General features: G+C 72.5%; 20 protein-coding genes and 1 pseudogene. 7 read left to right on the forward strand and 14 right to left on the reverse strand.

Going from position 1 to position 24,825, the window contains the following annotated elements; all coding sequences use genetic code 11:
- Window positions 1-5: 5 nt before the first annotated feature.
- The 5 genes from ACE3QY_RS06365 to ACE3QY_RS06385 form a co-directional block, all read right to left on the reverse strand.
- The gene (locus ACE3QY_RS06365) at window positions 6-608 is read right to left on the reverse strand and encodes a TetR/AcrR family transcriptional regulator (RefSeq protein ID WP_374455167.1); all 603 of its coding nucleotides are present in this window, start codon (window positions 606-608) and stop codon (window positions 6-8) included.
- Window positions 605-1,879 (reverse strand): hypothetical protein, encoded by a 1,275-nt coding sequence (locus tag ACE3QY_RS06370; protein WP_374455168.1) that lies wholly within the window; start codon window positions 1,877-1,879, stop codon window positions 605-607. Before ACE3QY_RS06370 ends, ACE3QY_RS06365 begins: the two co-directional genes overlap by 4 nt.
- Window positions 1,880-2,034: 155 nt before the next feature.
- The gene (locus ACE3QY_RS06375) at window positions 2,035-3,540 is read right to left on the reverse strand and encodes an RNA polymerase sigma factor (protein WP_374455169.1); all 1,506 of its coding nucleotides are present in this window, start codon (window positions 3,538-3,540) and stop codon (window positions 2,035-2,037) included.
- A 95-nt stretch (window positions 3,541-3,635) separates the two neighbouring features.
- Window positions 3,636-4,202, reverse strand: a complete 567-nt coding sequence (locus ACE3QY_RS06380) for an HhH-GPD-type base excision DNA repair protein (RefSeq protein WP_374455170.1) — start codon at window positions 4,200-4,202, stop codon at window positions 3,636-3,638.
- Between the two features lie 51 nt (window positions 4,203-4,253).
- Window positions 4,254-4,655 carry a universal stress protein gene (locus ACE3QY_RS06385; RefSeq protein WP_374455171.1) on the reverse strand — a complete coding sequence of 134 codons (402 nt, stop codon included), beginning with the start codon at window positions 4,653-4,655 and terminating at the stop codon, window positions 4,254-4,256.
- A gap of 125 nt (window positions 4,656-4,780) precedes the next feature.
- Between ACE3QY_RS06385 and ACE3QY_RS06390 the strand changes: the two genes are divergently transcribed.
- The gene (locus ACE3QY_RS06390) at window positions 4,781-5,197 is read left to right on the forward strand and encodes a hypothetical protein (RefSeq protein WP_374455172.1); all 417 of its coding nucleotides are present in this window, start codon (window positions 4,781-4,783) and stop codon (window positions 5,195-5,197) included.
- A gap of 15 nt (window positions 5,198-5,212) precedes the next feature.
- Here the strand turns inward: ACE3QY_RS06390 and ACE3QY_RS06395 are convergent, their stop codons facing one another.
- A complete protein-coding gene (locus ACE3QY_RS06395) occupies window positions 5,213-6,676 on the reverse strand; it encodes a glutamate--cysteine ligase (protein ID WP_374455173.1) in 1,464 nt (487 codons plus the stop codon).
- Between the two features lie 53 nt (window positions 6,677-6,729).
- Complete coding sequence (locus ACE3QY_RS06400; protein WP_374455174.1) at window positions 6,730-7,713, reverse strand: DUF4192 domain-containing protein; 984 nt, start codon at window positions 7,711-7,713, stop codon at window positions 6,730-6,732.
- Between the two features lie 169 nt (window positions 7,714-7,882).
- Between ACE3QY_RS06400 and ACE3QY_RS06405 the strand changes: the two genes are divergently transcribed.
- Window positions 7,883-9,187: a DNA polymerase IV gene (locus tag ACE3QY_RS06405; RefSeq protein WP_374455175.1), complete on the forward strand. Its 1,305-nt coding sequence runs from the start codon at window positions 7,883-7,885 to the stop codon at window positions 9,185-9,187.
- A 650-nt stretch (window positions 9,188-9,837) separates the two neighbouring features.
- On the forward strand, window positions 9,838-10,806 hold the full coding sequence (locus ACE3QY_RS06410; RefSeq protein ID WP_374455176.1) for an RNA polymerase sigma factor RpoD/SigA: 969 nt from the start codon (window positions 9,838-9,840) through the stop codon (window positions 10,804-10,806).
- A gap of 91 nt (window positions 10,807-10,897) precedes the next feature.
- On the opposite strand, the gene ACE3QY_RS06415 is transcribed toward ACE3QY_RS06410, so the two are convergent.
- From ACE3QY_RS06415 to ACE3QY_RS06425, 3 genes are read right to left on the reverse strand one after another with little or no spacing between them, the layout of a single operon-like run.
- The gene (locus ACE3QY_RS06415) at window positions 10,898-12,211 is read right to left on the reverse strand and encodes a glycoside hydrolase family 3 protein (protein ID WP_374455177.1); all 1,314 of its coding nucleotides are present in this window, start codon (window positions 12,209-12,211) and stop codon (window positions 10,898-10,900) included.
- Window positions 12,212-12,251: 40 nt separating this feature from the next.
- Complete coding sequence (gene coaE, locus ACE3QY_RS06420; protein WP_374455178.1) at window positions 12,252-12,842, reverse strand: dephospho-CoA kinase; 591 nt, start codon at window positions 12,840-12,842, stop codon at window positions 12,252-12,254.
- Between the two features lie 2 nt (window positions 12,843-12,844).
- Window positions 12,845-13,234: a MarR family winged helix-turn-helix transcriptional regulator gene (locus ACE3QY_RS06425; RefSeq protein ID WP_374455179.1), complete on the reverse strand. Its 390-nt coding sequence runs from the start codon at window positions 13,232-13,234 to the stop codon at window positions 12,845-12,847.
- Window positions 13,235-13,358: 124 nt separating this feature from the next.
- On the opposite strand from ACE3QY_RS06425, the pseudogene ACE3QY_RS06430 reads away from it, so the two are divergent.
- Window positions 13,359-15,185, forward strand: a pseudogene (locus ACE3QY_RS06430) (ABC transporter ATP-binding protein).
- A gap of 4 nt (window positions 15,186-15,189) precedes the next feature.
- On the opposite strand, the gene ACE3QY_RS06435 reads toward ACE3QY_RS06430, so the two are convergent.
- Together ACE3QY_RS06435 and ACE3QY_RS06440 are read right to left on the reverse strand one after the other, a co-directional pair.
- Window positions 15,190-16,470: an aminotransferase class I/II-fold pyridoxal phosphate-dependent enzyme gene (locus tag ACE3QY_RS06435; RefSeq protein WP_374455180.1), complete on the reverse strand. Its 1,281-nt coding sequence runs from the start codon at window positions 16,468-16,470 to the stop codon at window positions 15,190-15,192.
- 58 nt (window positions 16,471-16,528) lie between these two features.
- A complete protein-coding gene (locus tag ACE3QY_RS06440; protein ID WP_374455181.1) occupies window positions 16,529-18,490 on the reverse strand; it encodes a carboxypeptidase regulatory-like domain-containing protein in 1,962 nt (653 codons plus the stop codon).
- A gap of 136 nt (window positions 18,491-18,626) precedes the next feature.
- Between ACE3QY_RS06440 and ACE3QY_RS06445 the strand changes: the two genes are divergently transcribed.
- Entirely contained in the window at window positions 18,627-20,399 is a 1,773-nt protein-coding gene (locus ACE3QY_RS06445; protein WP_374455182.1) for an O-antigen ligase family protein, read from the forward strand.
- Here ACE3QY_RS06445 and ACE3QY_RS06450 read toward each other — a convergent pair.
- On the reverse strand, window positions 20,356-21,306 hold the full coding sequence (locus ACE3QY_RS06450) for a GlxA family transcriptional regulator (protein ID WP_374455183.1): 951 nt from the start codon (window positions 21,304-21,306) through the stop codon (window positions 20,356-20,358). The genes ACE3QY_RS06445 and ACE3QY_RS06450 overlap by 44 nt on opposite strands.
- Window positions 21,307-21,399: 93 nt before the next feature.
- Between ACE3QY_RS06450 and ACE3QY_RS06455 the strand changes: the two genes are divergently transcribed.
- Window positions 21,400-21,558 carry a hypothetical protein gene (locus ACE3QY_RS06455; RefSeq protein ID WP_374455184.1) on the forward strand — a complete coding sequence of 53 codons (159 nt, stop codon included), beginning with the start codon at window positions 21,400-21,402 and terminating at the stop codon, window positions 21,556-21,558.
- A gap of 11 nt (window positions 21,559-21,569) precedes the next feature.
- Here the strand turns inward: ACE3QY_RS06455 and ACE3QY_RS06460 are convergent, their stop codons facing one another.
- Window positions 21,570-22,412, reverse strand: coding sequence for a patatin-like phospholipase family protein (locus ACE3QY_RS06460; protein ID WP_374455185.1), 843 nt, complete (start codon window positions 22,410-22,412; stop codon window positions 21,570-21,572).
- 88 nt (window positions 22,413-22,500) lie between these two features.
- Here ACE3QY_RS06460 and ACE3QY_RS06465 point away from each other — a divergent pair, with 88 nt between their 5' ends.
- Window positions 22,501-24,675: an aryl-sulfate sulfotransferase gene (locus tag ACE3QY_RS06465; protein WP_374455186.1), complete on the forward strand. Its 2,175-nt coding sequence runs from the start codon at window positions 22,501-22,503 to the stop codon at window positions 24,673-24,675.
- Window positions 24,676-24,825 lie beyond the last annotated feature (150 nt).

A 24,825-nucleotide genomic window follows, 5' to 3' on the forward strand; every position in this document is an offset into this window, starting at 1 on the left:
GGCCGTCACTGCAGCCGGGCGTCCAGGTAGGCGCGGAGCATCAGCTCGACCTCGCGCAGCGACGGCTCCCGGTCGTCGTGTCCCGGCGGGCGGTGCGCCAGGGTGTGGCGGACCGTCTCGATGCAGAGCTCGACCACGCGACGCAGCTCGCCCGGCGACTGCTCGACCCCGGTCCCGCGGAGCGCGTCGGTGAAGAGGTCGACCAGGTGCTCGCGGACCGCGTGGGCGGGTGAGTCGCCGCGGTCGGGCGAGAGCTCCTCGGTGAGCCGGTAGTAGCCGGGGTGCTCCTCCTGGAGCGCTGCGGCGCGCCGGAGCAGCTCGCCGAGGGCGTCGTTGAGGTCGGCGACGGACGCGATCCCCGACACCACCTCGGTGTAGGCGGGCGCGACCGCCTCGAGGTAGCGGTTCGCGAGGGCGTCCACGATCGCGGCCTTGTCCTCGAAGAAGCGGTAGAGCGCACCGACGGACAGCCCGGCCCGCGCGGCGATCCGTGTCGTGCTCGCCCCGGCCACGCCCCGCTCGCCGATCTCGTGCTCGGCCGCGACCAGGATCCGGTCGACCGTCTCCCGCGACCGGTCCTGCTGGGGGCTGCGCCGAGTGCCACTCACTGGACCATGATGGCCCCGGACCCGCTGCGCACGCACGTGACGCTCCGGGCGCCGGCCAGCCACGCGCCCCGCAGGCAGGTGCCGAGGGCCCGCTGACCCGCCGCGTTGGGGTGCCAGGACTCCTGGCAGGTCTGGTAGTACGACTGGCAGGTGTCGGTGACCCGCTTGATGTCGAACTTGTCGTACGGCGTGAAGCTCTGCACGTGCACCCCGCTCGGGCCGTCCATCACCCGCAGCGGCGTGGCGAGCGAGTTGCCCGGGCTGCCCGGCTGCTCGCACAGCCGGGCGCCGTCGAATGCCCGCTGCACGTTCAGGTAGGTGATCTTCGCGCTGGGCCGCTCGGCCTGGAGCGTCGACGCCACTCCTGCGACGAGACCACCGAGGTTCTGGCTGAACCGGTGCGCCGGCGCCAGGGAGTCGATGTCGGCGGGGCAGCCCGCGGCGTACCTCTCGTCGACGAGCGCACGGTACTTGTCCCGGGTGTCGCTGCGGCCGTCCTCGGTGCGGTACTGCTCGGCGTACGCCGGCGGCAGCGGGTTGGTGTAGTCCTGGAGGACCACCCGGTGGTCGCCGTCGGCGTCCACCTCGTCGAGGACGTCGAGGACCTGGCGCACCGCGGCCGTCGTCTCCGCCCGCGCTGCCGCGAGCTGGGTCGCGGTCGCGAAGTCGGCGTCGCTGCACGCCCGCTCGTTGAGCTCGGCGCCGGTGACCCAGTTGGCGAAGTGGATCCACACCTCCCACCAGCCGGTGTAGCCGTCGGCCACGAAGCGGCCGGCGCACTCCGCGGCCACGCCGCCGAAGGTGAACTGGCTGTTGTTGGACCCCAAGCCCAGCAGCACGAGGTCGATGTCGCCGGTCTGCGCCACGCTCCGCAGCTGAGCGATCTGGGCGGCGACCGTACGTCCGGCGGGACGCGCGGTGGAGGCCGACGCCATGTCGGCGGGCTGCGCGCCCGAGCAGGCGAGGTTCACCCGGTGGGTGATGCCCGGCAGGTCCGCCACCTGGATCGAGGCGTTGGCCGAGCGGTGGCAGAAGAAGGCGTTGCTGTTGGACGCCGACCAGCGGGGGAACCCCTGCGCCACACCGGACTGGTCGGTGACGGCCTGGTAGGCGCCGGCGCCCTCGCCGCTGATGAAGCTGTCCCCCATCGCCACCGCTGTCGGTGGCAGCGGGTCGGCCTGCGCGGGCGGCGCGAGCGCGGCCAGCGCCCCCGTCGCGAGCAGGAGCACGCCGGCCAGTGCCGACCGGTCACGAGCGCTGTGTCCGAGCATGGGCCCTCCCGAGATCCATGAACGCGAATCGTCGTTCGCGTTCTTGCATCGTCCGCCTGGCGCGATCCGGCGTCAAGGGGTGCGGGCGGGCCCGAAATGCCGAGCAGCGCCGCCCATCGGGGCGACGCTGCTTCGGGTGCGACGGAGCCGGGTGCTCAGTCCAGGTAGTCGCGCAGGACCTGCGACCGGCTGGGGTGGCGCAGCTTCGACATCGTCTTCGACTCGATCTGGCGGATCCGCTCGCGGGTCACGCCGTAGACCTTGCCGATCTCGTCGAGCGTCTTGGGCTGGCCGTCGGTGAGGCCGAACCGCATCGACACCACGCCCGCCTCGCGCTCGGAGAGCGTGTCGAGCACGGCGTGCAGCTGCTCCTGGAGCAGGGTGAACGAGACCGCGTCGGCCGGGACGATCGCCTCGGAGTCCTCGATCAGGTCACCGAACTCGGAGTCGCCGTCCTCGCCGAGCGGGGTGTGCAGCGAGATCGGCTCGCGGCCGTACTTCTGGACCTCGATGACCTTCTCCGGGGTCATGTCGAGCTCCTTGGCCAGCTCCTCCGGGGTGGGCTCGCGGCCCAGGTCCTGGAGCATCTGGCGCTGCACGCGGGCGAGCTTGTTGATGACCTCGACCATGTGCACCGGGATGCGGATGGTGCGGGCCTGGTCGGCCATCGCGCGGGTGATCGCCTGGCGGATCCACCACGTCGCATAGGTCGAGAACTTGTAGCCCTTGGTGTAGTCGAACTTCTCGACCGCGCGGATCAGGCCGAGGTTGCCCTCCTGGATCAGGTCGAGGAAGAGCATGCCGCGACCGGTGTAGCGCTTGGCCAGCGAGACCACGAGGCGGAGGTTGGCCTCGAGGAGGTGGTTCTTGGCGCGGCGACCGTCCTCGGCGATCCACTCGTACTCCTCGAGCATCTTCGCGCTGATCCGGCCGCCCTTGGCGAGCTTCTCCTCCGAGAACAGGCCGGCCTCGATCCGCTTGGCGAGCTCGACCTCCATCTCGGCGTTGAGCAGCGGGACCTTGCCGATCTGCTTGAGATAGTCCTTGACGGGGTCGGCGGTGGCACCGGCCACCATGACCTGCTGCTCGGGCTCGTCGGTCTCGTCGGCCGCGGAGACGGTGAAGGCCTGCTTCTCGTCCTCCTTGATGGTCGGGTCGGCCGCGACGTCCTTCTCGAACTGGTCGTCCGGGATGTCGGGCAGGACCTTCTTGCCGTCCGGGCCGATGACCGCGGCGTCGGCGCCGAGGTCGACGACCTCGTCACCCGCGGGGGCGTCGGCGGTCTTCTTCGCCGCTGCCTTCTTGGCCGGGGCGGCAGCCTTCTTCGCCGGAGCCTTCTTGGCCGGAGCCTCGGCGGTCTTGGCGGCCGCCTTCTTCGCCGGGGCCTTCTTCGCGGCAGCCGAGGTGCCGGAGCGCTTGCTGGTCGCGGCGACCGCCCGCAGGCTCGTGGCGTCGACCTGCACCGAGATGCCCAGGCCGCTGAGGTGCACGAGGAGCGCCTTCAGGTGCTTGGGCTCGACACCGGCCTCGTCACTCGCGCGACGTACGTCCTCGGGGGACACGGTGCCAGTCGGGGCGCCGCCGGCGACCAGAGCGGCGATGGAGGGGTGCGTCAGCACCTCCGCGGGGAGCAACTTGCGTGCGTGTGAGGACACGAACACCTCTCGTCAAACAGCTTCGGGGCGCGGCGAGGCCCGGTGACGTCAAGAGCCGCGCGGTCATTCTGCCACGGCCCTCCTCACGTCCCGGCATCCACCTAGTCCGCGGCGCGTGCGGCGGCCTTCTTGGCCTTCTTGAAGTCACGGACCTTCTGCAGCGAGTCCGCGTCGACGACGTCGGCCACCGAGCGGTGGCCGTCCAGGGCGTAGTCGCCGACGACGGCCTCCCAGCCCTCGGGACGTACGCCGAGCTGCTTGGCGAGCAGCGCCACGAAGATCTGCGCCTTCTGCTTGCCGAAGCCGGGCAGTGCCATCACCCGCTTGAGCAGGTCCTTGGCGTCGGCGGCCTCGGTCCACAGCCGCGACGCGTCACCGCCGTAGGTGTCCTCCACGATGCGCGCGACCTCCTGGAGGCGTGCGGCCATGGAGCCGGGGAAGCGGTGGATGGCCGGCGGGGTCGAGGCCATCGCGGCGAACTCCTCCGGGTCGGCCGCGGCGATGGCGTGCGGCTCGAAGGTGCCGATCCGGTCGAGCACCTTCGCGGGCCCACGGAAGGCGTGCTCCATGGGGTACTGCTGGTCGAGCATCATGCCGATCAGCAGGGCGAACGAGGAGTCGTCGAGAACCTTGTCGGCGGCCGCGTCGCCGGTGATCTTGAAGCCCATGGGGGCATTGTGCCCCAGAGCCGCGCCGGGGAGCCGCGCCGCGAGTGTGGGCTACTGGGCCTTGACCGCGAGCACCGGGCAGGGTGCGTCGAGCAGCACCCGCTGGGCGTTGCTGCCGAGGATCAGCTTGCCGACGGGCGAGCGGCGGCGCAGGCCGATCACGAGGAGCTCGGCGTTGTTGGCCTCGGCGATGCTGATCAGGTCCTCGGCGGGCTCGAACCCGCGCACCAGCTGTCGGATGTCGTGCTCGACGCCGGCGTCCTCGAGCGTCGCCCGGATCTTCTCGAGGTCGTCCTCGGCGGCGCGGGCCTTGGGGCCGTCGAACTCCTGGCCACCGCGGTGGGAGTTCACTACGACGAGCCTGCTGCCGCGCAGCTTGGCCTCGCTGATGCCGGCGCTGAGGGCGGCGTCGCCCTCCGGCTTGGGGACGTATCCGACGACGACGGTGCCCATGGGGTCTCCTCTCGCGGCCACAGCGTCCGTGCGGTGGACCTGCTGGCACCGTAACGGAAACGGACGGGCTTGGGCAGCCTGTGGAGACGCGCGTCCGCGGGGTGTCGCTGGGGCAGGGTGGGGGCGTGACCCTGCAGGCACCCATCGACCGGCGCACCGACCGGTTGCTGCGCGCGGCCGTGCTGGAGCTGGTCGAGGGCGAGCCCCGGCGCCGGTTCCCCACGGTGCTCCACGCCGGTGTCCCCGGCCGGAGCGTCCGCCACGTCGACGACCCTCCGGTGCTCGACGCGGGAATGCGGGCCGACGTCGTGCTCTCGCTGCTCCTGCGCGGAGCCGCGGCGGCGCAGCCGCCGGCGTTGTGGCTCACCCGGCCGGGCGAGCTCAGCCCGCACGACGACGACCTGCGCTGGCTCGGTCCGGCGCGGTGGGCCGCGTCGGCACTCGGCGTTCCGGTCGGCCTCGTGGTCGTCACGAGGCGCGGCTGGTTCGACCCCGTCTCCGACGTGCGCCGCGAGTGGCGGCGGCTGCGCCGACCGGCCTGACGGGGCGCGTCGCGGTCAGTCCCACTCGTGGACGGGCGCGTTGCTGTGCATCCGCTCGCGGTAGTCCAGGAGCGTGGCGCGCAGGACGTCGTAGCGGTCCTCTCCCCCACGCTCGTGCACCCGGTCGACGAACCAGGCAGCCCCGCTGGTCTCCTTGAGGCACCGCTGCTCGATGATGCCGAGGTAGCGGTCGCTCTCCTCGCCGGGCACGCCCCAGGAGTCGAGGCCGGCGCGCGCCATCGGGAGCAGGCGCCGCAGCACCAGCTCGGTGGCCCGCACCTGGCCGATGCCGGGCCAGTAGACCTGGGCGTCGACGCCCAGCTGGGCGGCGACGTGGAAGTTCTCCTCCGCCGCGGAGAACGACATCTGCGACCACAGCGGCCGCTCGCTCTCGGCGAGGTAGCGGACCAGGCCGAACCAGAGCGCGGCGTTGGCGATGGTGTCGGCGACGGTCGGTCCCGCGGCCAGCAGCCGGTTCTCCACCCGCAGGTGCGGCACCCCCTGAGAGATGTCGTAGACGGGGCGGTTCCACCGGTAGATCGTGCCGTTGTGGAGCCGCAGCTCGTGCAGGGTCGGCGTGCCACCGTCCTCGAGCACCTGGAGCGGGTCCTCCTCGTCGGTGATCGGGAGGAGTGCCGGGAAGTAGCGGACGTTCTCCTCGAACAGGTCGAACACCGAGGTGATCCAGCGCTCGCCGAACCACACGCGCGGGCGGACGCCCTGCGCCTTCAGCTCCTCGCTGCGGGTGTCGGTGGCCTGCTCGAAGAGCGGGATCCGGGTCTCGCGCCACAGCTCCTTGCCGAGGAGGAACGGCGAGTTCGCCGACACCGCGACCTGGATGCCGGCGATGGCCTGGGCGGCGTTCCAGTAGGCGGCGAACTGGTCGGGCGAGGTCTGGACGTGGAACTGGGTGCTGGTGCAGGCGGCCTCCGGGACGATGGAGTCGGCGGTGGTGGTCAGCCGCTCGCGCCCGGAGATGCTGATCGTGATGTCCTCGCCGCGCGCGGCCAGGATCTGCTCGGAGAGCAGCTTGTAGCGCGGGTTCGCGCTGAGCGACGACAGGCTCATGTGGCCCTCGGCGAGCGTCGGCAGGATGCCGATCATCACCTGGTGCGCACCCACCCCGGCGGACTTCTCCTCGGCGTCGTTGAGCGAGCGCCGCAGGCTCTCCTCGAAGGTGGAGAGGCCGCCCTCGCGGAGCTTGGCCGGCGCCAGGTTGATCTCGATGTTGAACTGGCCCAGCTCGGTCTGGAAGTCCGGGTCGGCGAGCGCCTCGAGGACCTCGGCGTTCTTCAGGGCCGGATCACCGGCGTCGTCGATGAGGTTGAGCTCCATCTCGAGGCCGGTCATCGGGTCGTCGGTGTCGAAGCGCGCCTCGCGGAGCATCCGGGCGAACACGTCGAGGTTGCGGCGGACCTTCTCGCGGTGCCGCGTCCGGTCCGCCCGGCTGAACTCCTGCTGGTCGACCTCTTCTCCCATGACGGCACCCTAGTCACGGCGACGAGCGCCGGGAACCGCCCGCGAGGGGGAAGTCAGGCGGCGGGATCGGCCGTGCCGCCGGTGTCCGGGCGCAGCGTCTCCCAGGTGTCCGGTGAGGTCGCGGTGTCGAGCAGCTGTGCCACGAGCGAGGCCAGCGAGTGCGCCGGAGCGCCCTCCCGGCAGCGGTCGACGGCGCACCAGGCGAGGGCGCCGTCTCCGACCAGCCAGGCCGCGAAGGCGAGCACCGCAGCGGGTCCCGCCACGTGCGACGTCGGCAGGCGCCGCACGGCGTCGGACCACAGCTCGACGGCCGCGCGGGCCTGCGGGCGGCTCAGCCAGGTCCAGGCCTCGTCGCGGCGCTCACCGGACGTCACGGTGAGGGCCACCGCGGCGAGCTCGGGGCGTGTGAACGTGGTGCCGCGCTCGAGGTGGCGCCGGGTCAGCGCAGCCAGTGCACCGGATGGCAGTGGGGACGCCGTGGCCAGCGCGGCCTCCGTCTGCTCCGCGGCGGCGCAGTCGGGCGCGACGGTCGCGCGCAGTGCCTCACGGCTGGCGTGCGTCACGCGCCCGTCGAAGACCGCTTGGGCGGTGAACGGGTGCTCGGCGAGCTCGAAGGGCACGCCCTGGTAAGCCGACAGCGGCGCGCCCGGGAGGACGGCGTACCAGTGCGAGTCGTGCACCCGCAGCACCTCGCGGACCGTGATGCCGACGGCCGTGAGCTCCCCGTGGAGCGCCCAGGCCGCCTCGTCGGCCACCGTGGTGTCGTCGTCGTAGACGACCACCACCACCTCGCGGACGCCGTTGCGGCGGGCCGGCCGGACCAGGGCCTCGACCACGTCGTCGACGTCGTCGGGGTCGTGCGGCAGGTCGACGCGGGCATGCATGCCGTGGCCGGCGCCGATGCTGACGAGCACCACCGACCGCTCAGGCACGAAGCCGAGGGCGACCGGCACGAACGCTGCCAGGTCACCGGGCGTGCGCGCCCGCAGGGTGGTGGTGGAGGGGTGCGGGACGGGGTCGTGAGGAGTCGAGGTCATGACGAGGACGCTTCCCGCGGGCACCGACGACCGATCCCTCGACGGCCGGCACCCTGTGGAGAAGGCGCCGGGACGCGCCCCTGTGGACGGTTCGTGGCCTGCGATCTTGAGAGACTGCCCCGGTGACGACGGTTCCAGCGAGGTTGCCGGCTCCCGTGGGCGGGGCCTGATGCGCACCACCGCGTCGGTCCTGCACGTCGACCTGGACGCCTTCTTCGCCGCCGTCGAGCAACGCGACAAGCCGTCGCTGCGGGGCAAGCCGGTCATCGTGGGCGGCACGGGCGGCCGTGGGGTGGTGTCGACGGCGTCCTACGAGGCCCGGAGGTACGGCGTCGGCTCGGCGATGTCCGGTCGCGAGGCACGGGCCCGCTGCCCGCACGCGGCGTTCCTGAGCGGCCGGTTCCACGCCTACCGCGCGACGAGCAAGCTCGTCATGGAGGCGCTGCGCGAGCTGTCCCCGCTCGTCGAGCCGCTCTCGCTCGACGAGGCCTTCGTCGACCTCGCCGCCGCGGACCTCCCCGACCTGGAGGTCGGCACGGTCACCGAGGTGGGCGAGCAGCTGCGACGCCGGATCAACGAGGTCACCGGCGGGCTCACCGCGACCGTCGGCATCGCGTCGTCGAAGTTCCTCGCGAAGGTCGCGAGCGAGCTCGACAAGCCCGACGGCATGACGGTCGTCGCGCCCGGCACCGAGCTCGACCTGCTCCGCCCGATGAGGGTGTCCGTGATCCCGGGTGTCGGTCCGGCCTCGGCCGAGCGCCTGCGTCGCGCCGGCATCCACACGATCGCCGAGCTCGAGCAGGTCAGCGAGGACGAGCTCGTCCGGCTGCTGGGCCAGGCGCACGGCCAGGGCCTCTGGCAGCTCGCGCGGGCGCAGGACTTCCGGCCCGTCGTCGCGGAGCGCGAGGCCAAGTCGGTCAGCGTCGAGGGCACCTACGACACCGACCTCACCGACCGGCGCCTGATGGAGGGCCTGCTGACCCGGCAGGCCCGGGAGGTCGGCGCCCGCCTCCGCAAGAACGGCCTCTCCGGCCGCACCGTCACCATCAAGGTCCGGCTCTACGACTTCACCACCCTCAGCCGCTCGAGCACCCTCTCCAGCCCGACCGACGACGACGCCACGATCGCCCGCATCGCCCGCGCGCTGCTCGGCGACCTCGACACCACGGGTGGCGTGCGCCTCCTCGGGGTCGGCGTGTCCGGACTCGCCGACTGGGTGCAGGAGGACCTCTTCGGCGACAGGCCCGAGGCCGACGAGGTCGAGGAGGTCGCACTGCCCGAGCCCCCACGTCGCACCTGGCCACCGGGCGCCGACGTCGTCCACGACGAGATGGGCGCCGGCTGGGTGTGGGGCTCCGGCTCGGGCGTGGTGACCGTCCGGTTCGAGACGGCGGACACGCCGCCCGGGCCCGTGCGCAGCTTCAAGGCCGACGACCCGGCACTCCACCGCTACGTCCCGCCACCCGAGGACTGAAGCCGGGCGTCACCCGCCGTTCACCCGGGCGTCACCCGCCGTTCACCCGGGCGTCGTTGCACCGCCCGTCCGCCCGCGGGAGCATGGTCGCGACCCTGCGGGGGAAATAGGGTGAGGGGCTCCCGATGGTATGAGCATCAGGAGCCCCTCGGCTTGACCGGGAAGGTGACGTCCGGTCCACCGAACCGGCCTCCCGGCTCCCACCGACCCCGTCACCAGGCCTGCGCGGCGAGCAAGTCGCCGTGTGGAGCTGTTCGTCCGATCCGATCCCGACCCCGCCCGGAGGCGGTTTCGGTAGGGAGAGTTCTATGCCCGCGGCAACCCGGGCCGCAAGGGGTTCGGCGAACAAACTTCCGGTCCCACAGGGTTGCCCACAGAAGTCCTGCCGCGCTCCACAGACGAGCCCCCGTCCCTCCACAGGACCCGGGCCGGACTGTGGAAGACCCGTGCCAACGGCCCCGCATGCGCGCGGCGCCGACGGGGAACCCCTGAGAAGTCCCTGAGAGTTCCTGTTTCGTGCAACTCCGGCAGGCACTGGCTCGTCAGTGCAGATGAAGGCACCGACATCCGATCGGGAATCTCGCATCGAACACAGGTGTTGGAACAGGTGTGCGACACGGGGTGATCGCACGAGAAGCAGGAGGACGAAGATGAGCACTGCACAGGCCAAGCGCACCACCACCACCACCACTCGTGAGATCGAGGGCCGCGACAGCGTCGGTCTCTACCTGGACGAGATCGCCCGCACCCCGCTGCTCGACGCCGAGACCGAGGTCGAGCTCTCCAAGACCATCGAGGCGGGCCTGCTGGCCCAGCACCTCCTCGACACCGGCCGCGTCGGCCGACGCAAGGGCGGCGCACCGATGAGCGCCAACGAGGCCGAGCTCGAGTGGCTCGCCGAGCAAGGTCGCCTCGCCGTCGACCGCTTCATCGAGGCCAACTTGCGCCTCGTGGTGTCGATCGCCCGCAAGTACGGCCGCTCCCAGATGCCGATGCTCGACCTGATCCAGGAGGGCAACACCGGCCTGATCCGTGCGGTCGAGAAGTTCGACTACACGAAGGGCTACAAGTTCTCGACCTACGCCACCTGGTGGGTGCGGCAGGCGATCACCCGCGGCATCGCGCAGCAGGCACGCGTCGTACGCCTCCCCGTGCACGTCGTCGAGGAGCTCAACCAGGTCGGCTCGGCCCGCCGCACGCTCGAGCGCCAGCTCGGCCGCGACCCGGAGCCGCAGGAGATCGCCACGGAGCTGGGCATGGACGTCGACCGCGTCCTGGACCTGATGAGCTGGGGCCGCGAGCACGTATCGCTGGACACCCCGGTCGACGAGGACGGCGACACCTCGCTCGGTGACCTGATGGCGCAGGAGACCGCCCCGGGCCCGGACCTCAACGTCCTGGACGCCGAGGCCCGCCAGCGGCTCGACGACCTCGTCGGGATCCTCGACGAGCGCTCCGCGGACATCGTCCGGGCCCGCTACGGCCTGGCCGACGGGCGTCAGCACAAGCTCGCCGACATCGGAGCGCGCCACGGCATCTCCGCCGAGCGCGTCCGCCAGCTCGAGCGCGAGGCCCTCCAGAAGCTCCGCCGCGCCGGCGACCCGGACCTCGCGGCCTGAGCATGCCCCCTTCAGCGATCCCCGGCTGGCCGGGGATCGCTGAAGTTGTCGGCCCGTGCACGGCCTGACAAGTTCAGCGAGAGCCTGACAGCTAGTACGCCGCGGACAGCAGGTCCGCGCTCGCGGCCTGTGCCCGTTCGACCACGTCGACGGGCACGGGCCGCTTCGCTGCGATGCGGGCCTGCCACATCTGGAGCGCGACCACGCGCGCCGCGGCCTCCTCGATCCGGGCCCGCGAGAGCTCGCCCGACCTGAGGGCGTCGACGACGATCCGGTGCGTGGTCGCGGTGTCCACGGGCATCAGCAGCAGGTCGGCGCCCGCCTGCAGTGCCTGGAGCGCCGGGAACTGGCGTCCGCCGACGGCGCCCATGCCGAGCGAGTCGGTGATGGCGACACCCTCGAAGCCGAGGTCGTCACGCAGCAGGTCGTAGACCTCCGGCGCCATGCTCGCCGGCACGTCGGGGGCGATCGAGGTGAGGTCGAGGTGGCTCATCATCACGGCGGGGGCGTGCTTGGCGATCGCGAGCTCGAAGGGCGGCAGGTCGTGCCGGCGGATCTCGTCCAGCGAGGACCCGACGACCGGCAGCACGTCGTGGCTGTCGGTCGTGGCGGTGCCGTGACCCGGGAAGTGCTTGACGGTCGAGACGATGCCCGCGGAGTCGTAGCCCTTCACGGCGTACGCCGTCGCCAGGGCGGCCACCTGCGGGTCCTCCGAAGGGGACCGGGCGCCGATCGTGGGGTCGGCGGCCCCGATGGTCACGTCGGCCACCGGGGCGAAGACCCAGGTGAAGCCGAGGTCGCGCAGCTCGTAGCCGGTCGCCCTCGCGGCCACCCGGGTGACCTTGCGGCCCGACCTGAGGTCGGCCTGGATGGCGAGCCCGGCCGACTCGAAGTGCGGGAAGTCGGTGGCGATGCCGCGCAGGTGGGAGACGTAGCCGCCCTCCTGGTCGACGCCGATGACCGGCGGGAAGTCGCGGCCGTCCTCGGCCGCCGCCTCGGCGACCGCCGAGGTCATGGCCAGGACCTGGTCGCGGTCGGTGACGTTGTCGGCCGTGATGGAGACGCCGGCGAGGTGCAGGTCGCGCACCATCGCGGCCGGCTCCTCGGGGTCGGTGCCGTGGAAGCGGCCCACGATCACCTGTCCGGCGAGCTGGTCGGGCGACCACGTGCTGACCAGCCGCTGCGCCTCCTCGACCTCGCCGATCGTGGGGCCCCACGAGGTCGGGGTGTCGGGGTCCTGCGGGCTCTCGGTGGCGGTCGGCTCGTCGGACGTGGCCGCCGGGCCGGACGACGGGCTGGACGAGGGGGCCGGACCGCTTCCGTCGCCGGTCCCCATCGCCGCGCACCCGGTGACCAGGAGGACACCTGATGCGAGGACGGCCAGACGGGGTCGGAGCGAACGCACGCCCGGAGGTTACCTGCCGGCACGGCCCGATCGGGAAACGTCAGGCACGCGCGCGGAGGTCGGCGTAGACCTGCGTGACGCGGGCCCTGAGGTCCTCCAGCGACCCGGTGTTGTCGATCACGTCGGTGGCGATCGCCAGTCGCTCCTCACGGGACGACTGGGCCGCGATCCGCGCCTCCGCCTCCTCCCGCGACCAGCCCCGGTCGCGCACCATGCGCTCGACCTGGACCTCGGTCGGGACGTCGACCACGAGCACGGCGTCGAACGATCCTGCCCGCCCGCCCTCGGCCAGCAGCGGGATGTCGTGCACCACCACCGCGTCGTCGGGTGCCTGCGCCTCGAGCTCGGCACCGCGCCGGTGGACGAGCGGGTGGATGATCGCCTCCAGCCGCTTGCGCGCCTCCGGGTCGGCGAAGACGATCGCCCCCATCGCGGGCCGGTCGAGGTCGCCCTCGGGCGTGAGCACGGCGTCGCCGAACTCCGCGACGACCGCCGCCAGCCCGGGCGTGCCCCGGGCGACCACCTCGCGGGCGAGGAGGTCGGCGTCGACGACCACCGCCCCGAGCTCGGCGAGGATCGCCGACACGGTGCTCTTGCCGGACGCGATGCCCCCGGTCAGTCCGACCCGCACGGTCACTGGTCCTCCCCCACGACGAGCCTCAGGATCCCGTGGAGCGTACGACGCTGCTCCTCGGTGAGCACGCCCAGGACCCGCTCGGAGGCAGTCCGGCGCACCGCGTCGATCCGTGCCACCAGGGCGAGACCGTCCGATGTGAGCGAGACGGTCGTCGCCCGGCGGTCGGTCGGGTCTGCCGCCCGCCGGACCCAGCCGCGCTCCTCCAGCGCGTCCACGACCTCGGTCGCGGACCGGGGCGCGATGCGCAGCTCGCCGGCCAGCGCGGACGGCCGCATGCCGTCCGGTCGCGACGACAGCACCCGGAGTGCCCGGGACTGCCACGGCGTGACCTGCCACTCGGCGAGCGAGTCCGCGTACGCACGGCGCACGCGGCGGGCGAGCGCCATGACGAGGTCGCCGGTGGCGGGGTCTTCCTCAGGGGGAATGGAGTATCTCCGGTGTCTGGTCGGTTGCACCCTCATAGTGAGGCTACCTCACCTTTTCCGGAACCTCCAGAGAGGAGCTGCTCGCATGGATGACCACACTCCCGCCCGCCGCTCGCGCAGTGGCCGTCCCGACCCCGCAGACCTGCGACAGCTCGCGGACTCCCCCGTCTCCCTCCGACGCATCGCCCGCCTGTTCGCGCCCCACCGGGCCACCCTGGCGGTCGTCGTCGCCCTGATCGTGCTGAGCTCGCTCGTCTCGCTGGCCCAGCCGTTCCTCGTGCGCCACGTCATCGACGAGGCCCTCCCCCAGCAGGACGTGCGCCTGCTGCTGCTCTGCGTCGGCGCCATGCTCGGCGTCGCCGTGGCGAGCGCCGTGATCGGCGTCGTGCAGACCTGGCTCTCCACCGCGGTGGGCCAGAAGGTGATGCACCGGCTGCGCAGCGACCTGTTCGCCCACCTCCAGCGCCAGTCGCTGGGCTTCTTCACCCGCACCCGCGGCGGTGAGGTGCAGTCACGGCTGGTCAACGACATCGGCAGCATGCAGGGCGTCGTCACCCAGACCGCGACGTCGATCGCCGCCAACCTGACCGTCGTCGTCGGCACGGCCGTGGCGATGGTCGCGCTGAGCTGGCGCCTGGCGCTGCTCTCGCTCGTCGTGCTGCCGCCCGCCGTGCTGCTGACCCGTCAGGTCGCCCGGATGCGGCACGCCGTGACAGCGCAGCGCCAGCGCCGCCTGGCCGACCTCCACGTGCAGATCGAGGAGGGCCTCTCCGTCAGCGGTGTCCTGCTCACGAAGACCCTCGGCGCCTCGCCGCGCCTGACCGCGAGGTTCGAGGAGACCTCCGCCGACCTGGTCGGCCTCGAGATCCGCTCCCGTCTCGCAGGTCGCTGGCGGATGGCCACCATGAACGTGGTCTTCGCCGCCGTGCCCGCCGCCATCTACCTCGCCGCAGGGTTCCCGGCCACCTCCGGCGGCATGACCATCGGCACCCTGGTCGCGTTCGTCGCGCTCCAGGGCACGCTGTTCCGTCCGCTGATGGGGCTGCTCAACGTGGGCGTCGACATCACCTCGTCGATGGCACTCTTCAGCCGCATCTTCGAGTACGCCGACCTCCCGGTGGAGGTCGCCGAGCCGGACGCACCGGTGGCGCTCCCCCGCGCCGGCGCCGCCGGCGAGGTGCGCTTCGAGGACGTCGGCTTCGCCTACGACGACGACCGCCCCGTCCTCAGCGGGATCGACCTCGTCGTCCCAGCGGGCTCCACGCTCGCCCTCGTCGGCGAGACCGGCAGCGGCAAGTCGACCCTCGCCTCCCTCGTCCCGCGCCTGCACGACGCCACCTCGGGCCGCGTGACCGTCGACGGGGTCGACGTGCGCGACCTCGCGCTCGCCGACCTCGCGGAGCTGGTCGGCGTCGTCAGCCAGGAGACGTACCTCATGCACGCGAGCGTGCGCGACAACCTGCGCCACGCCCGCCCGGGCGCCACCGACGCCTAGGTCGAGCAAGCCTGCCGGCAGGCGCGCATCCACGACGTCGTCGCCGCGCTCCCCGAGGGCTACGACACCGTCGTCGGATCGCGCGGCCACCGCTTCTCCGGCGGTGAGAAGCAGCGCCTGGCGATCGCGCGGACCTTGCTGCGCGACCCGGCGGTGCTGGTGCTCGACGAGGCCACCAGCGCCCTCGACAACGAGACCGAGCGCGCGCTGCTCGGCACCCTCGACGAGGTCGCCCGGACCCGCACCACGATCACCATCGCGCACCGGCTCTCCACGGTGCGTGACGCCGACCAGATCGCCGTCCTCGACCGGGGCCGGGTGGTCGAGCTCGGCACCCACGAGGAGCTGCTGCTCCTCGGCGGGAGGTACGCCGACCTGGTGCGCGGGGGCCTGCGCAGCGAGCCCGCGGCCGCGTGAGCCGTCAGGCCGCGCTGGCCTTCTCGGCCGCCGCCAGCAGCACGCACGTCGCCACGGCCTCCATGGCCGCGGTGACCTCGGCGACCGGCGGCATCGTCGGCGCGAGTCGGATGTTGGTGTCGTCGGGGTCCTGCTTGTAGGGGAACGACGACCCGGCCGGCGTCAGCGCGACGCCCGCCTCCTTGGCCAGCTGGACGACCCGGCTCGCGGTGCCCGGCACCACGTCGAGGTTGACGAAGTAGCCGCCGGTCGGGGTGTTCCACGTCGCGACGTCGCGCCCGCCGAGCCGCTCGGTGAGGACCCGGTCGACCTCGGCGAACTTCGGCGCGATGATCTCGCGGTGCCGCGCCATGTGGTCGCGCACGCCCTGCGCGTCACCGAAGAACTCGACGTGGCGCAGGTGGTTGACCTTGTCGGGGCCGATCGAGCCGTTGCCGAGGTGCCCGAGGTACCACTGCACGTTGGCCGTCGAGGCCGCCAGGAAGGCGACGCCCGCGCCGGCGTAGGTGATCTTCGAGGTCGAGGCGAACATGATCGGCCGGTGCGGGTGCCCGGCGGCCGAGGCGAGGGTGAGGATGTCGGCACTCTTGGCCTCGTCCTCGGTCAGGTGGTGCAGCGCGTAGGCGTTGTCCCAGAAGATCTTGAAGTCCGCGGCGGCCGTCGGCATCGCGGCGAGCCGGGCGGCCACGTCCTGGCTGACGATGGCCCCCGTGGGGTTGGCGTACGTCGGCACGACCCACATGCCCTTGAAGCTCGCGTCGTCCCGGACAAGCGCCTCCACGGCGTCGACGTCGGGGCCGTCGTCGTGCATCGGGACGGTCACCATCTCGATGCCGAGGCTCTCGAGCAGCGTGAAGTGGCGGTCGTAGCCGGGGACCGGGCACACGAACCGCACGGTCTCCTCCTTGCCCCACGGGCGCTCGGAGTCGACACCACCGAAGAGCATCAGGTCGACCAGGCAGTCGCGCATCATCGTCAGGCTGGAGTTGCCGCCCGCCACCACCTGCTCGGGCTCGACCCACAGCAGCTCGGCGAAGATCGCGCGGAGGTCGGAGAGGCCCTCGAGACCGCCGTAGTTGCGCACGTCGACGCCGTGCGAGTCCTTCGTCGACGTCGGCAGCCGGAGCAGGTCGTCGGCGAGGTCGAGCTGCTGGGCGGACGGCTTGCCGCGCGTGAGGTCCAGCTTCAACCCGCGCTTCGTGAGCTCCTCGTAGGCCGCACGCTGCTCCTCGAGCAGCGCGGCGAGGTCGTCGGCGGACAGGTCGGCCAGCGCAGTCGCGGTCACCCGCCCATCCTAGTGAGCCCGACGCGGTCCAGCGCGTCGGGCCCACCAGGCGGCCGGGCTACTTGACCTTGCCCACCTTGATCGTCTTGACGAGCGTGGTGTAGCCGGCCTTGGTGTAGGTGATCCGCACCGAGACCTTCTTGCCCTTGAGCTTCGACGTCAGCTTGAGCGAGGCCTTGGTCGCCTTCTTGATCGCCTTGCTGCCGGCGTACCACGTGTACGTCACCTTGACGCCGGGCACCGAGACCTTGCCCGGCTTGGCCTTGAGCACCTGGCCCACCTTGGCCGTGCCGGAGACCGCCGCCTTCTTCACCGCGATCGTGGCGGGAGCCGGCACCACCGGCGGGACGGGCGGGGGCGTCACGGTGGGGGTCGTCGGCGGGACGACCGGCGGCGGGGGCGGGGGCGCTGCCGAGATCCTCACGCTGCCGACGTAGGCCCGGTACGGCAGGTATCCGCTCTTGGTCCCGGTGATGACCAGCTCGATCCACCGGCCGGCGTCAGCCGCCTGTGCCTGGTACGTCGCCTGGGACCCGCGCAGCGCCCCGGTGTCCTCGTCGCGCCACTCGTAGGCGAGGGCGGCGTCGGACGGCGCCCAGGTCCCTCCCTGGACGCTCAGGGTCGACCCGACGACCGGGTTGCCCCCGATCGAGGGCCTGGTGAGGACGCGGACCGCGGGCGTCGTGGCGTACGTCTGGGTGCCGACCTGGGAGGCGGCCCCGACCTGGACGGCGACGTCCACGCTCTGCGTGTCGTCGGGCGTCATGGTGCCGTTCGTCGCCGTGTGGAAGCGGACCTGGCCGTGGCAGTCGCCCTGCCACCTGTTCGGCACCACGCGGACGCGGTAGCTGCCCGTGCTGAGGCCGCCGATCGAGAAGGACCCGTCGGACTGGGAGCGAGCAGCGCGGGTGACGAGGCTGTGGTCGGTCGTGAGCGCCTGGAGCCGGCAGCCGCGCAGCGGCGCACCGTCAGGGTCGACGAGCGTGCCCCGGATGGTGCCACCGTCGACCAGCGTGGCGTCGATGCCACCCACCTGCTCGTCGGGGCCGACTGTGACGACCGTCGCCGAGCCGGCACCGAGCGACTCGGGCTTGCCCTGGTAGAACTGCGCCTGCCCGAACGCGGCACCGCTGACGCGGGCGAACGACACCCGGTAGGTGCCGGCCGAGAGCCCGTAGACGGTGTAGCCCATGGACGGGCCGCTCACGCGGGTCCAGGCGGTGCGCACCGCGCCGGTGCTGAGGTTGACGACGTTGATCCGACGGTCGTTGGACGTCAATCCGGCGGCGGGAGCCGTGACCGTGCCCGAGATCGACGAGGCCAGGGTGACGGTCCCGTTGATCCCGCCGAGCGTGAGCCCGGCCGGCATCGTGACGTCCGTGGCCGCCTCCGGGGTGGCCGCGTTCGGGTAGAAGACCGTGCCGTACTTGACCCCCGTGCCACCGAAGCGGATGCGGTACGTGCCCTGAGGGACCCGCAGCGTGTAGTTGCCGGACGCGTTGGTCCTGGCGTTGCGCACGCCGACCCACTTGCCGGCGACCGAGTCGAAGACGAGGGCCTTGACGGTGGCGTCCGCGGCATCCTGGCCGCCGGGCTCCGTCAGGTGGCCGGTCAGCGTGCCGCGCGCGGGAGCGCGCCCGTCGACGACGGTCGTGCCCCCGGCGCCGACCGTGACAGTGCTGCCCTGCGAGGGGATGACACCACCGCCGGCGCAGAAGGTCTGCCAGCTGTTGTGGTTGGAGAAGCAGATCTTGTACTGACCGGCCGGGACACTGAGCTGGTACGTCCCGTTGTCGAAGATCTCGGAGCGCACCCGGTTCCCGGTGAGCGTGTACGCGTCGACGTGCAGGTGGTTTGCCTGCGCGCCGGTGTCGGTCAGGATGGTCCCGGTGACGAGACCGTCTGCCGCGTGGGCAGGGGCGGCTGTCACGAACAGGCCGGCGACCAGCGCCAGCACCACGCCGGCGGTGCGGCGGGCCAGCAGGACTGGGTGCTGCTTGAGCTCCAGTAGGTCTCGCAAGATGACACCTTCTTCGATGAACGACAGGACGAGGCCCCGAGCGGCGCAGCACACCGTCGCACCGCGCGTTGGCCGCGCGTGCCGTTTCGGTGAAAAACGGTCAGGAGTGACTAGTGCGGGTGCCAGACTCACCGCCATGACCAGCCGCTCCGTCCCTGCGGCTGCGCGCGCACCGGGCCTCTCGCCCGACCGGTGGTCCGCCCGGGCCCTGTGGCTGGTCGCCCTCGCACCCCTGGCGTGGTGGCCCGACGGCTTCAGCCGGTTCACCTTCCCCAAGCTGTTGCTGCTGGCCCTCGCGCTGGCGTGTGCTGCCTGGGGGCCGGCACGAGGGCGGATGCCGCGACGCCTCCTGCTCCTCGTCCTCGTCGCACTGCTGGTCCTGGCGTCGGCGGCAGTCGCGTCCGACGCGCCGGTGGCATCGCTGGTGGGCCGTTGGCCGCGCTACGAAGGGGTCCCCACCCTGGCGCTCTACCTCTCCGCGGCCTGGGTCGGAGCCCGCGTCGCCGCACGGGACGCACGCGCGCTGGTGGCGCCCCTCACCGTGGTGTCCACCACGCTGGGCGTCCTCGCGCTGCTCGACCTGGTGCACCTGGACCTGCTCGCCCTGGGCTCGGGGGCGCGAGGTGGGTCGGTCCTCGGCAACGCCACCGACCAGGGCGTGGTCGCCGTGTTGTGCCTGGCCGTGCTCGGCGACGCGCTGCTGCGCGACCACACGCCGGCGCCGCTCGTGGGCGCGACGGGCGCGCTCGTCACGGTCGCGGCGTCCGGGTCCCGTACGGCGCTGCTGGTGGGCGTCCTCGTGCTGGTGGTGCTGGCGCTGCGGGTGCGCGGACGTCGTACGGCGGTGACGACCGGCGCGGGCCTCGCCGTCCTGCTCGTCGCCACGCTGGCCTTCCCCTCCACCCGCGAGCGCCTGCTCTCGGGGACGACGGTGGAGGGGCGCCTGCTGCAGTGGCCACCCTCATGGCGGCTGGCGCTGGACCACCCCCTCCTCGGCGTGGGCCCCAGCGGCTACCTCGATGCCTTCGGTCGCTACGAGACCGCAGACTGGGTGCGGTGGGCGGGGCCGTACCAACAGGTCGACTCGCCGCACTCCTGGCTGCTCCAGGCGTGGTCGGCGGGCGGGGTCCCGCTCGTGCTCCTCGCCCTCGTGGTGGCGGCGTACGTCGTCCGCCTCGGCGTCGACTCCGTGCGGGCGCGCCCCGAGCTCTTCGGCTCCCTCCTCGCGGTCCTCGCCTGCGGTGTCGCCCTGCTGCCGAACTTCACGTCCGCCGGGCCCGTGGCCCTGGGCGCGCTGCTCGTGGGGGTGCTGGTCGGCGAGCCGATACGCACGGACGAGCCGGCCTGGAGGGCGCGCACCGTCGCCGCCGTGGGCGCGGCGGCCGCCGTCGTGCTGGCCGCGGCGTGCATCTCCGAGTGGAGCGTCCAGCGCGGCGTGGAGGCGGCGGGCCGCGGTGACGCCACGGCTGCCGCCGAGCAGTTCGACAACGCGATCCGGTGGCGCCCGTGGGACGCCGACCTGTCGATGCTGGCCGCACAGGGGCTCGCCCCGCTGGCGAGCGCGGGGGACGTCGAGGCAGCGCTCGTCACCGAGCGCTATGCGCGGGAGAGCCTCGTCCGGACGCCGCACACGTACGCCAGCCAGGTCGCCCTCGGCGCGGCGCTGCTCGCCCAGCAACGCGCCGACGAGGCACTGGTCGAGCTCGACGACGCGGTCGACACGTTCCCCCGGCGACCGGCCGCGTTGGTGCAGCGGGCCCTCACCCGCGCAGCACTGGGACAGCTCGACGAGGCGTCAGCCGACCTGGAGCGCGCAGCCGCGCTCGCTCCCCGCGACGCGTCCATCCCTAGGCTGCGCGAGGCGATCAGGCAGGAGTCCGGAAGGTCCGGCGGTACTCCTGGGGGCTGACGCCCCGGGCGCGACCGAAGTGGTGACGGAGCGTCGCTGCGTTGCCGAAGCCGACCTCGCCGGCCACCCAGTCGATCGAGTGGTCGGTCTGCTCCAGCAGCTCCTGCGCGGCCCGCACCCGCTCGCCGAGGATCCAGCTGTAGGGCGTCGTGCCGGTCTCGTCCTTGAAGCGGCGGGCGAAGGTGCGCCCGGACATGTGCATCTGGCGGGCCAGCGTCTCCACGTCGAGCTCCTCGCCGAGGTTGGCGCTGATCCAGGCCAGCAGCGGCGCGAGCGCCTCGGACTCGCACACCGGGACGGCACGCTCGATGAACTGGGCCTGCCCGCCGTCGCGGTGCGGCGGCACCACCATCCGGCGTGCGGTCGTCGCCGCCACCTTGGCGCCGAACTGCTGCCGCATCACGTGCAGCGCTGCGTCGAGCGCCGCTGCCGAACCCGCCCCCGTGACGATCGTCCCGTCCTGCACGTAGAGCACGTTGGGGTCGACGATCGCCTCGGGGTACGTCGCGGCCAGCTCGGCGGCGTAGCGCCAGTGCGTGGTGCAGCGGCGGCCATCCAGCAGGCCGGCCTCCCCCAGCATGAACGTGGCCGAGCAGTGCGCGAAGATCATCGCCCCGCGCTCGTGGGTGGCCCGCAGCAGCTCGGAGACCTCGTCGGACGTCCCGCGGTGGCGGCTCTTGGGCGCCAGGCACACCAGGTCGGCGTCGGCCGCCTCGTCGAGGCCGTGCTCGACCACGAGGTCGAACCCGGCCCGCGTGCGCAGCCGTCCCGGCGTGGGCGAAACCACCTTGAAGTCGAAGACCGGGTTGTCGTCCTCGGGGTGGTAGGGCTCGGCCCACACCTCGCACAACGCGCCGAGGCCGAACGGCTCGGGCTGCTCCTGGACGACGACCGCGACCTTCTTCATGGGCTCAGCGTGCACCATGCGTGGCAGGAAATCAACTAAGTCTGGCATTCCTGCCACTGGTGGCAGGAACTTCATGGGCGGATGATTACTGCCATGAACACCATCCTCGCCCTCCTGGTCCTGACCGCCCTGTTCTCCGCGCTGGTCAGGTACGTCCGCCACGACCGCTTCGCCGGCCCCTCCTCCACCACCCACGCCATCGACGACCTCGGCGACGTGGACCTCCGCCAGCACCTGGTCCCCCGCGCCTGACGGGGAGGCCATCAGGCCTCCCACACCGCTCGGACCTGCTCGACGAGGTCGCGCGACTGCCGCAGGCCGGCGCGGGCGGCCACCGCCCGCTTCGACGGGTCGAGCAGGTTGCGGCCGAAGGCCTCCAGCGCCTGGGCGTCCGGGGTGACCACCGACCAGGCCCGCGGCCCGACACGTTCGAGCTGGGCCCGGATCGAGGTCTTCCTGCTCAGCGAGCGCGGCAGCGGGGCGAGCACGACCACCCGCTCGGCACCCCTGGCCACGTCGACGTTGGCCGCCGACCTCATCCCGCCGTCCATGTAGGTGCGGCCGCCGATCTCGACCGGCGGCCAGACCGTCGGCACCGCGCAGCTCGCCGCGACCGCGGAGACGAGGTCGACGCCGGACTCCCGCGTGAAGACGGTGAACTCACCGCTCACCGTGTCCACCGCGGTGATCCTGAGGTCGCGGTCCGGCCAGTCCTGGACTGGGAGCCGTGAGCGGATGACGCCCTCGCGGTCCACGCTGCCCGGCGCGTGCGAGGCACTGGCCACGCGCCCGACCCGCGCCAGCTTCTCCCGTCCGGTCCCGGGCAGCACGTAGGAAGGGACCAGCTTCAGCGCGGCCACGCGGGACAGCCGGCCGCCGAGCTCGGCGTCGGCCGGCTCGAGCTGGCCGGCGTACAGGTCGGCGAGCGGCAGCCCGTTGGTCACCTGGGCGCCCACGACCGATCCGGCGGACGTGCCGACGACCACGTCGGCCCCGGCGAGGTGCACCCCCTCGGCCGCGAGCCCGGCCAGGATGCCGAGCTCCCAGGCGATGCCGGTGATGCCGCCGCCGCCGAGGACCAGTGCCGAGGTGCCGTGACCCGTCATGCGGCAGTTCTATCCGATCGACCCCCACGACCGCCGCTGCTCACCGAAGTGCCACGGCCCGCGTCGCGGGTCGCCTAGGGTCGTGGCCATGCGTCTCCTCGTGGTCACCGCACTCGTCGCCGGCTCGCTCAGCGTGCCCGCCCTGCTCACCGCGCAGTCCACGGCGGCGGTGGCACCGGTCCACGACGTGGTCGTCACCGGCCTGTCCGGCACCACCGTGTCGACCTGGCCGGCGTACGACCCTGGGGTCGACCGCTTCGCCGTCACGCCCAGCGCCTCCGGGTCGGGGCTCGCCGTGCAGGCGTCCTCCAGCGACGCGGCAGCCGCCATCCGGGTCAACGGACGGCCAGTGGGCAACGGCGTGCGCCTGGACCTGCCGGCCCTGACCCCCGGGGAGGAGGTCAACGTCCAGATCACCGATACGTCCGGCACCTCCAACCAGTCCTGGATCTACCTCCCGGCCGGCTTCCCGCCGATCTCCACCACTTCTGCGGGCGCGGGCCCCGAGCCCGGACACACGGCCGTGACGCTCCGCGCCGGACCCGGCGCGGACAGCTACGCCACCCTGGTCGACGCCCGGGGCGTGCCGGCCAAGGTCATCACCACTGAGCTGGGCAGCTCCGACCTCAACCGCCAGCCCAACGGCCACTACAGCCTGGCCGTCGCGCTCGCGGAGGACCTCTGGGGAGACCACGTCATCCGGGAGTACGACGAGTCGTTCCAGCTGGTCGCCACGCACCGCATGCTCGACCAGCCGAAGACCGACTTCCACGACTCGATCCTGCTGCCCGGCGGCGGGCGGATCCTGATGGCGTACATCAAGGCCGACGACGGACAGACGGACTCATGGCTCCAGGAGGTGTCGCCGTCGGGTGAGGTCCTGCTCCCCTGGAACAGCCGCGACCACGTGGACCGCGCCACTGACCCGATCATCAACGCGCTCGGCGACTACGCCCACCTCAACTCGATGCAGGTGATGCACGACGGCAACCTGCTGCTGTCCTTCCGCCACCTCAACCAGGTGATGAAGATCAACCGCACGACCGGCGAGGTCATCTGGCGCCTCGGGGGCCGCCGCAGCGACTTCACCTTCGACGACGACCCGCTCGCCGGGCCGTGCGCCCAGCACACCGCCCGCGAGCTCGCCAACGGTGACATCCAGATCTTCGACAACGGGTCCGGCCAGACGTCCCTGCAGAACGAGCCTCTGTGCCCGAACCCGGACGGCGCCGGTCCCTACGACCCGGACGTGCAGGTGTTCCGTCCACACTCGCGGGTCACCGTGTACCGCCTCGACGAGGCCGCGGGCGAGGCCAGCCTGGTGCAGAGCCACGAGGTCGGGGCGTTCAGCCAGTTCGCCGGTTCCGCGCAGCGGCTCGGTGGTGGCTCGCTGACCGACAACATCCTCGTGGGCACCAACAACGCGTCGCTCGTCCCCGGAGGCGGTGACGCCCCGGACGCGACCGAGCTCGACGCCGACGGCAACGTCGTGTGGAGCCTGACGTCGCCCGGCTACGCCACCTACCGCGCCGCGCGGGTCGACGCCCCGGACAGGATCGCCCCCCATGTCGCGATCGCGTCCCCTGCCGACGGAGCGATCGTCCAGCAGGGCGCCGACCTGGCCGCGTCGTTCGGGTGCAGCGACACCGGTGGGTCCAACCTCGACACCTGCCAGGGCTCGGCACCGAACGGTGCATCGCTCACCAAGGACGTCGGCACCCATCGGCTCGTGGTCACGGGCACCGACCGTGCCGGCAACACCACGTCCCGCTCGGTGTCCTACACCGTCACGCCCGGCCCCGCGACGCCTCCCGGCACCCAGCCCCCGCCGCCGGCCGTCGCGGTCGCCGACGCGATGATCCGCAAGCCTGGAGGCGCCTGGATGGGGCGCGACCGCTACGAAACGCGGCGGGACCAAACCGTCACCCTGCGCCAGCGCGCCGGCTCGTCGACGTCCGTCCGGGTGCGGATCCGCAATGCCGGCGACGATTCCGGCCGGATGCGGGTCGTCGGGTCGACGGGCAGTCGGTGGATCACCGGCAGGTGGTACGCCGGCAAGCGGGAGGTGACGCGTCAGGTGCGGTCCGGCACGTGGCGTACGCCGAGCCTCTCCCCCGGCGAGTCGGTCACCCTGCGCCTGGTCGTGACCAGCCGCCCCGGCGCCACTGAGCGCACGGCCACCCTGAGGCTCGGCGCCCGGGCGCGCCACACGTCGTCCGACGTCGTGCGCGCCGAGGTGCGCACCCGCTCGCTGACCCACTGAGCGGTGACCCAGGGGCATTCGCGAGCCGCAGAATCCCCCTCAGCCACCGCCCACCGGAGTGTCGTACGCCGACACGCAGGCGGGCGGTGACCCAGGGGCATTCCGAGGGCCCGGAATCCTCCTCGACCACCGCTCGGCGCGAACGACGGT

The organism is Nocardioides sp. (genome assembly GCF_041913365.1).
GTDB lineage: Bacteria > Actinomycetota > Actinomycetes > Propionibacteriales > Nocardioidaceae > Nocardioides.